Below are 7,677 nucleotides of genomic sequence, written 5' to 3'. Positions count from 1 at the left end.
CGCCAGTACCATGATGCGACGACGGGAATCGAACCCGTACGATCGGAAATCGAGTGATTTTAAGTCTCTCTGTGTGTCCACCCTTGGGTGTCCAAAGTGCCACGCAAAGCCTGAAGTGACGCTTACTAGTGGGCTTTCAGCACAATCAGACCGCAGAGAATGATTATCGCCACCAGGATCAGCGCCCACGACACGGCGCCGCGCGAAAGGCGCCTCCTCCGACCGCGCAGGGCCTGGTCTCGCCAGCGTTTAGCCTGATCAGCCCCTATGTTTAATTTATCCACGCCCTTCTCTCCCCGAGCGCCGAGAATGCTTCCACACAGCAATCGAGTCCATAGCTGAGAGATTGCTAAATCGGAGTAGGTATCGGGAGGTCGGTTGATGCGCGATTACGACCTTACACAGCGACCCGGCCAAGCCCTCCTGGGGTAGGACGAGGGGTTCAGGGCAGCGGGATCGGCTTGTCACTGAGTGTGTGTAAGTAGGCGATCAGATTGACCCGTTCAGTCTCATCCGGAACACCGGGCATCTCCATGTAAACGCCTGGCGTAGTGACCATGGGCTCAAGCAGATATTTGTTCAGGTCCTCGTACGTCCACACGCCTTCCCAGCCCAGCAAGGTGTCGGAATAACGCATTTTTGTCATAGAAGCCTTATCGCGGCCGACGACACTCCACAAGTTCGGCCCCGTCTTGGTTCCTCCCTGTGGCTCGACATTGTGGCAACCGGCACATAGTCGGGTGAAGGAGGTTCGGCCTTTCTCAATATCGGCGGTAGCCAACTTCATCGAGATCGGAGACGGCGTTGGCAAGATGACGCCGTGCGACATGAGATAGTCAGCGATTTCGCGTAGCCCCTTGAATTTTGCCAGATGGAGCGGCGTCTTGCCGTCCTTTGTCTTCGCATTGACGTCCGCGCCGGCCTCGACCAGTGCCCTCACGCAATCGAGGCAACCCAGATTGACCGCGATGTGGATAGCGTTTTCGCGGCTGCGCTTCGAATTTGGATTTGCGCCTCCGTCCAGCAACAGTTTGATCAAGTCGATCCTGCGTTTTGCCAAAGCCGGCATGAGAGCAGGACCCAAAAGCGGTGTCGGGGCGGCGTTGACGTCGGCACCGCGATCCATGAGCAGTTTTGCCGCCGCAAAATGCCCACTCTTAACCGCAAGATAGAGTGGTGTCGCTTTCCCATCGCTCTCATCAACGCCAGCACCTGCGTCGAGCGCTGCGGTGATCGCCGCGACATCGCCCTTCGTGGCGGCGTCGTGGATAGCGGCGGCATGCGTTGCAATCGGAAGGTGCAAAAGCACCAATGGAAGCAAAAGCAAAACGCGGCGCATTCGCTACCCTGTGTCAAACCGGAGGACTGGGCACGCTTTGAGAAGGGCAGAGTTTAGGGTGAATGCTCAATCGCGACAAGGTATTTCAGCGACCGCTAACGGAACAGAACCAGGAGTTTCGCGAGGAGTGATCGCAATAATCTCTGACAAAAAGAGGCCGGCGCCTGTTGGGCGGGGGGCTTTGGGGTAAGACGCCGGCCCTAGGCGGATCAAGTCCGCCGCCAGAGGAACTTAGCAAGGTGGGCGCTGAGCGTAATTCCGTGATCGCGCCAGTGCGATGGTGCGGACGACGGGAATCGAACCCGTACGATCAGAGATCGAGGGATTTTAAGTCCCTTGCGTCTACCAGTTCCGCCACGTCCGCGCCCGTTGCTTTTCGGGGCTTCGGGCCGAAACGTCAACCGCCCATGTGCGGACGCTGCGTGGGCTGGCGCCGGAACTTGGCGCCCGGCAGCCTTCAAGCCGGGATCGGGTACAATTTCAGGTGCTGGATCAGGATGATCGTCTTGGCATCGACAATGCGCCCGTCGGCGATGCCGGCCAGCGCGTCGTCGAGCGTCATCTCCAGCACCTCGATATCCTCACCCTCTTCCGGCGCGCCGCCGCCGGCCGAGATGCGGTCGGCCGGGGTGTAGCGCGCGACGAAGAACCAGAGCCGCTCCGTCACGCTGCCCGGCTCATATAGGGCGCGAACAGCCGCTCGACGTCCTTCAGCCGGTAGCCGAGCTCCTCCTCCGCCTCCTTGCGGATGCAGGTTTCCGGGTCGTTCTCGTCGAGCAGGCCAGCGCAGGCCTCGATCAGGGGTTCGCGATGGCCGGTGACATAGGCCGGATACCGGAACTGCCGCACCAAGAGCACGGTCGAGCGAGCGGGATCAAAGGGCAGAATCACCGCGCCATCGCCGCGATCGTAGGTCTGGCGGATCTGCGTCTCCCACTGCCCGTCGCGTCGGCGATAATCGAGCACCGTCTTCTTCAGGACCGCCCAGTCGTCGGACAGCACCTCTTCCGAGCGGATGCGAATGCGATCTTCCATGATGAACTCCGATGAACCCGTGCCCGCGCACGGGGCCTAGCCGCGAACCGCCATTCATGCAATCGGGCCAGCCATTGGTCCAGGGCGGCATTTTTCACCGCCTCGTGTCTGGTGCAGGTTGTTAGCGGCTTTTCTTCCGGGGCATCAGCGCTCCGGCGGAATTGGCCGAATCTCCTTCAGGTAGCGCTGAATGGGTGCAAGCCCTTCAAGGCGCGGCATTTCTCTCATCATCTCCCCGGGCTCGCACCAGGGATAAGGCAGATTCGTAATCCAGCCCATGATCCGGTCAAGCTTATCAGCAGGAAATATCTGCATCACATCTATGGTGATGACCAGCTTTTCGACCTTGCACTGTGCACCCCGTGTAAAATACCAGTCGTAGCGCCCGCTCCCGACCCGAATTGGACCATTGTTCTTGGCCGACATACCGACCAGCCAGTGGCATGGAAAATGGCGCCGATTGGCCTCCGTTGGTTGCGCAAGGCAGAAGGTGTAGACGTTCTCGAAATCATTGGCGAAACCACGACTAAGAATCTCTTCGATCGCGGCCACCCCGTCGGCCGAACTCGGAAAGGAGATGGCTTCGGTCTTCACGACCATTTCCAGATGGATGTCTCCAGTAAAGGCGCGCCGCATCAAGAATGGACGGTTCCCATCCTTCGCATGGAAGTATGTGCTAACGGCTTCGAACGGGCCCGGCATTAGGTCTCTCCGACTTCAAGTCTAATCACGTTACCTGCTTCGCGCCAGAGATGCGGCGGCGTTCGCTGGCACGCGGCCACCTTCGGCGAGGAAATCCACCCGGCGCCGCAGCTTGCCCGCTCGGTGACGACGATGCGGCATTGGATGAAGGCGGCGGGCTGACCAACTTCGCTGAGACGTTTGGGCGCAGCCTGGAAGACACGATTGCAACCAAATTGGCTGCTTTGCGTTTGCGGCCATGATGGACAGCAAGCCTTTTGAAAAGCCGGTGGTGGTCGAACTCGGCCATGTCGGCAAATATCGCCAGATCCGCAGCACAAAAGAAGCGGCGGAATGCCTGATGACGGTTTGGCCGCTCAATCGCGGCCCGCGGCATCGTGATGCCGTCGACACTTGCCTCAAAGTGCTGGAAGGATATCGTTCGACGGCGGATGCGCGCCGGGCCTTGATCGAGGCGGCCAAGGAATCGGAAGTGCTGGTGCCCGACGACCGCTTGCCCGACGATCGGCTGCATTGAGCAAAAGGGGGCTTTTCAACCGGAGGACTTCATGGCGAAGCTGACTTACAAGATCGTCGAGCACGATGGCGGCTGGGCCTACAAGGTCGGTGCGACCTTTTCGGAGACGTTCCCTACCCACCAGGACGCGCTGCGCGCCGCCGAGATCGCTTCGGCCGAGCAGCAGATCGCCGGCGCCACGGACGGCATCCAATACGAGGACGCCGAAGGCAATTGGCACGACGAACTGGCCGACGGCCGGGATCGGCCACAAACCGAAGTTTCCGACTAGCGTCTGCTCCTGGCGCGGCCCTTGCCACAGCGGCCGCCGATACCCGCCATGGCACCCTGCCGCCACTTGGAAAGCGTGCGGTCTGCTACTTGCCGCAATACTGATCGTTGACGTTCTTGCCCGGCATTGGCGTCGGGTCCGGACGTGCTAGAGGCGCAAGGCCCGGCCGGGCCGGGGTTGCCCAGCGTGTTCAGGCCTGACGCATCGCTGCCGGCAATGCTGGCCGTGGTGTTGCGATCGACGGGGAACGTGTCTTCGTTTCGAACAGCCAGTTGCGATGGCTTCCAGACGTTGTCTCGGCCGACTGGGCCAATGCCGATGTGGCGAGGCCGATCGTCAAAGCCGAGGCTGCAAGCAGTCTCATCATCATTGGTTTTGCTCCCTGATGCGACATGGGTCAGACCCGATGGTCACGTCGAAGGTTCAGTGAATTGTCGTGAGGGCTGGGTGATGTTCAGCCAGCAAACGCCCGCTCGGCAATGCGCCTGACGAAAGCGGCGACGCGCTCCGGCTCGATGAATTGCGGCATGTGGCCCACGCCGTCGACGGCCTCGAAATCGAGCCCTTTGAGCCTGTCCCGCATCGGTTGGCCATGGACAGCCATGCCAATGACGCGGTCGGCGGTGCCGAACAAAATGCCGGCAGGCATGGCGATCTCGCCATAGCGCTGCTCGATGCGGCCGAGATCCTGTTCCACCGCAACAACATCGGTCGAGGTTGCATGGAAATGGGCGGGCCGCAACCCGAGCCAGCCGCCTCCTCCGGTCATATAGTCACCTGGAACGGCCTGCTCGCGAAGATGAACCTCATTGTCGGCTCCGCGTATTTCAAACTCAACGGTATCGCCACCGTATACGCCATGATCCGGCGCAGCAGCCGCGAAGGAACGTAGAGCAGGTCGAATTTCTGGCGCACCCTGGTTTCCAGATGCGTCAGGGGTGCGAGCAAGGCGATGCCCGAAATCCTCCCGGGGTGCTCCACCGCCAGCGTCAGCGCGATTGCGCCGCCCAGCGAATGACCAACGACCAGCGGCTTCTCCAGCCCCAGCTTGTCGATGAAGCGCCGCACGATTTCGGCCTGCTCGGGCAGTCGCCCGGTGGCGTCGCCAGCCCGCACCGAATAGCCAGAGCCCGGACGGTCGAGCGCGATCAGCCTATATCCCGGGGCCAAAACGGCCGAACAGCGTGTGGCGGAAATGATGGTGCTGGGCGCCTAGCCCATGCAGGAAAACGATCGGCCTGCCCTCGCCTTCCTCGACATAATGGATGCGGTTGCCGTCGATCTCGACAAACGTTCCGCGCGCCGGCACCAGCCGTTTCGCCTTGGCGGCGATCCACCATGTCGCCAGCACCAAAAAAAGAAGCACCACGACCGCCAGCACGACCACGCCACCGAGCAGCCACCACAGAATCGATATCGACATCTTCCACCCGCAGCAGACCGAGGCAGATTACCCGCCGCAGATGTCGCTGCAAGGCGCCGCCGTGGCATAGTGCTGGCTGATTGCCGGCGGCCCATCGCCGCGCTATCTCAGGCGACCCTGTTTGCCGGAGCCAGCCATGCCTGAAATTGTCACCGCCGCCATGCTCGTCATCGGCGACGAGATCCTGTCGGGCCGGACCAAGGACAAGAACATCGGCCACCTTGCCGACATCATGACGGCCATAGGCATCGACCTGAAGGAAGTGCGCATCGTTGCCGACGAGGAGGACGAGATCGTCGCCGCGGTCAATGCCGTGCGCGCTCGCTACACCTACGTCTTCACCACCGGCGGCATCGGCCCCACGCATGACGACATCACCGCCGATTCGATCGCCAAGGCGTTCAGCGTGCCATGCGAATACGACGCCAAGGCCTATGCGATGCTGGAAGCGAGCTATGCCGCGCGCGGCATTGAATACACCGAGGCGAGGAAGCGCATGGCGCGCATGCCGCGTGGCGCCGACCATATCGACAATCCGGTGTCTATCGCGCCGGGCTTCCGCATCGGCAACGTCCATGTCATGGCCGGCGTGCCGTCGATCTTCCAGGCCATGCTCGACAATGTCGTGCCGACGCTGAAGGCGGGGACCAAAATGCTGTCGGTGACGGTCCAGTGCCCGTTCGGCGAGGGCCTGATCGGCGGCCCCCTGGCCGATATCCAGAAGGCGCATTCCGACACCATCATCGGCTCTTACCCGAAATATGGCGACGGCAAGTTCTGGACCGAACTCGTCGTGCGCGCCCGCAGCGAGGAAGCGCTGGAGGCCGCGCGCAGGGATGTCGAAGCCATGGTGGCCGGCCTCGCCAAGGCGGCCGGTTGATCCAGGTCATTCCGGAACCAAGCGCGCTCCTCTAGCGTTTGTCGCAGGCGATTTTCGATCGCCGCAAGATGAGGGATTGCCATGCGCTTCAAGACCATCGTCGCCATATTGCAGAACGAGCAGGACGCCGAGCGCGTGCTCGATTGCGCCATCCCGCTTGCCGACCGCTTTCAAAGCCATCTCGTCGGCATCCATGCCGAGGCGCTTCCAGTCCCCTACACCTCGGCGACCGGCTTTCCGGACACCGAGTTCCTGCAGGTGTCGGCCGAGATGAACCGGGAACGCGCCGACAAGCTGGAAGCGCTTTTCCTGAGGCGCATCGAAGCGTCGGGCCTATCCTTCGAGTGGCGCAGCCTCGAGAGCTTTTCCGGCGACAGCGCGCTGACCGGCATTTCAAGCGTCCGTGCAGCCGACCTGATCATCGCCGCCCAGCGCGACACCGGCGGCGATCCGAGCGCCGATGTCGACACGCTGGTCTATGATGCCGGACGGCCCGTGCTCGTGGTGCCGCATGAAGGCCCCCTCATCACAACCTTCAAGCGTGTGCTCCTGGCCTGGAACGGCAGCAAGGAGGCCGCACGCGCCGCCTTCGACGCCCTGCCCTTCATCAGCGAGGCGGAGAAGACGGACATATTGATCATCGATCCGCCGGAGACGCTGGACGAAGCCCCGGAGGCCGCCGGCGCCGAGATCGCCGCGGCGCTCTCCAGGCACGGCGCCACCGTCAGCGTCTCGGTGCAGAGGTCGAATGGCGGTTCCGTCGATGACCTGATCCAGACACGCATCGCCGAGACCGGCGCCGACTTGCTCGTGCTCGGCGCTTACAGCCATTCCTGGCTGCGCCAACTGCTGTTCGGCGGCGTGACACGCACGGTGCTGCGCACCGCGCCAGTGGCGGCCTTCCTGTCTAGATGACCTAACGCCGTTCAAAGCAAGCGCGGCGTTAAGTCCACCGGTATCGCTAGCCGCCACCTTGCCAAGGGCGGCATTTTCCCGCTAATTCCGCCTGCATTCCCCTTGGATGTCGTCACGCGCCTGGTCGCGTGTTGCGGAGTGCGCGAAAAATGTCCCTTCCCGAAAAAGCCTTCCCGGTCTCCTGGGACCAGTTCCACCGCGACGCCCGCGCGCTTGCCTGGCGGCTTGCCGGCGCCAGCAAGGGGCAGTGGAAGGCGATCGTCTGCATCACCCGCGGCGGCCTTGTGCCAGCCGCCATCATCTCGCGCGAGCTCGGCATCCGGGTCATCGAGACGGTTTGCGTCGCCTCCTATCACGACTACACCAGCCAGGGGCAGTTGCAGGTTCTGAAGGAAATCACGCCGGCGTTGCTCGCCGACGACGGCGCCGGTGTGCTGATCATCGACGACCTCACCGACACCGGCAAGACCGCGGGCATCGTACGCGCCATGATGCCTAAGGCGCATTTCGCCACCGTCTACGCCAAGCCGAAGGGGCGACCGCTGGTCGATACCTTCGTCACCGAGGTCAGCCAGGATACCTGGATCTACTTTCC

At 62.1% G+C, this 7,677-nt stretch carries 10 protein-coding genes, 1 tRNA gene and 1 pseudogene; 5 read left to right on the top strand and 7 right to left on the bottom strand.

The window, feature by feature from the left end; translation table 11 throughout:
* Window positions 1–442 precede the first annotated feature (442 nt).
* From EN781_RS19760 to EN781_RS19745, 4 genes and pseudogenes are all read right to left on the bottom strand, one after another.
* The gene (locus EN781_RS19760) at window positions 443–1,339 is read right to left on the bottom strand and encodes an ankyrin repeat domain-containing protein (RefSeq protein WP_126054331.1); all 897 of its coding nucleotides are present in this window, start codon (window positions 1,337–1,339) and stop codon (window positions 443–445) included.
* A 278-nt stretch (window positions 1,340–1,617) separates the two neighbouring features.
* Window positions 1,618–1,703: transfer RNA gene (locus EN781_RS19755), tRNA-Leu, on the bottom strand.
* Between the two features lie 93 nt (window positions 1,704–1,796).
* Window positions 1,797–2,374 (bottom strand): annotated as a pseudogene (locus EN781_RS19750) (NUDIX domain-containing protein).
* A 144-nt stretch (window positions 2,375–2,518) separates the two neighbouring features.
* Complete coding sequence (locus tag EN781_RS19745) at window positions 2,519–3,076, bottom strand: hypothetical protein (RefSeq protein WP_126054330.1); 558 nt, start codon at window positions 3,074–3,076, stop codon at window positions 2,519–2,521.
* Between the two features lie 238 nt (window positions 3,077–3,314).
* Here EN781_RS19745 and EN781_RS19740 point away from each other — a divergent pair, with 238 nt between their 5' ends.
* Complete coding sequence (locus EN781_RS19740; protein ID WP_126054329.1) at window positions 3,315–3,593, top strand: DUF982 domain-containing protein; 279 nt, start codon at window positions 3,315–3,317, stop codon at window positions 3,591–3,593.
* A gap of 31 nt (window positions 3,594–3,624) precedes the next feature.
* A complete protein-coding gene (locus tag EN781_RS19735; protein WP_126054328.1) occupies window positions 3,625–3,864 on the top strand; it encodes a DUF2188 domain-containing protein in 240 nt (79 codons plus the stop codon).
* A gap of 454 nt (window positions 3,865–4,318) precedes the next feature.
* On the opposite strand, the gene EN781_RS35380 is transcribed toward EN781_RS19735, so the two are convergent.
* The 3 genes from EN781_RS35380 to EN781_RS35370 are packed head-to-tail and all read right to left on the bottom strand — an operon-like array spanning window position 4,319 to window position 5,287.
* Window positions 4,319–4,633 (bottom strand): hypothetical protein, encoded by a 315-nt coding sequence (locus EN781_RS35380; RefSeq protein WP_245455457.1) that lies wholly within the window; start codon window positions 4,631–4,633, stop codon window positions 4,319–4,321.
* Window positions 4,630–5,034 carry an alpha/beta fold hydrolase gene (locus EN781_RS35375; protein WP_245492620.1) on the bottom strand — a complete coding sequence of 135 codons (405 nt, stop codon included), beginning with the start codon at window positions 5,032–5,034 and terminating at the stop codon, window positions 4,630–4,632. Before EN781_RS35375 ends, EN781_RS35380 begins: the two co-directional genes overlap by 4 nt.
* Complete coding sequence (locus EN781_RS35370) at window positions 5,018–5,287, bottom strand: hypothetical protein (protein WP_245492619.1); 270 nt, start codon at window positions 5,285–5,287, stop codon at window positions 5,018–5,020. Before EN781_RS35370 ends, EN781_RS35375 begins: the two co-directional genes overlap by 17 nt.
* Window positions 5,288–5,423: 136 nt before the next feature.
* Here EN781_RS35370 and EN781_RS19720 point away from each other — a divergent pair, with 136 nt between their 5' ends.
* The 3 genes from EN781_RS19720 to gpt form a co-directional block, all read left to right on the top strand.
* On the top strand, window positions 5,424–6,167 hold the full coding sequence (locus EN781_RS19720; protein ID WP_126054327.1) for a competence/damage-inducible protein A: 744 nt from the start codon (window positions 5,424–5,426) through the stop codon (window positions 6,165–6,167).
* 81 nt (window positions 6,168–6,248) lie between these two features.
* Window positions 6,249–7,082: a universal stress protein gene (locus EN781_RS19715; protein ID WP_126054326.1), complete on the top strand. Its 834-nt coding sequence runs from the start codon at window positions 6,249–6,251 to the stop codon at window positions 7,080–7,082.
* Between the two features lie 149 nt (window positions 7,083–7,231).
* On the top strand, window positions 7,232–7,677 hold a 446-nt coding region (gene gpt, locus EN781_RS19710; protein ID WP_127400246.1), incomplete at its 3' end, for a xanthine phosphoribosyltransferase.

This window comes from Mesorhizobium sp. M4A.F.Ca.ET.090.04.2.1, from assembly GCF_003999085.1.
Lineage (GTDB): Bacteria > Pseudomonadota > Alphaproteobacteria > Rhizobiales > Rhizobiaceae > Mesorhizobium.
This window is presented reverse-complemented; position numbering and strand designations above follow the sequence as displayed.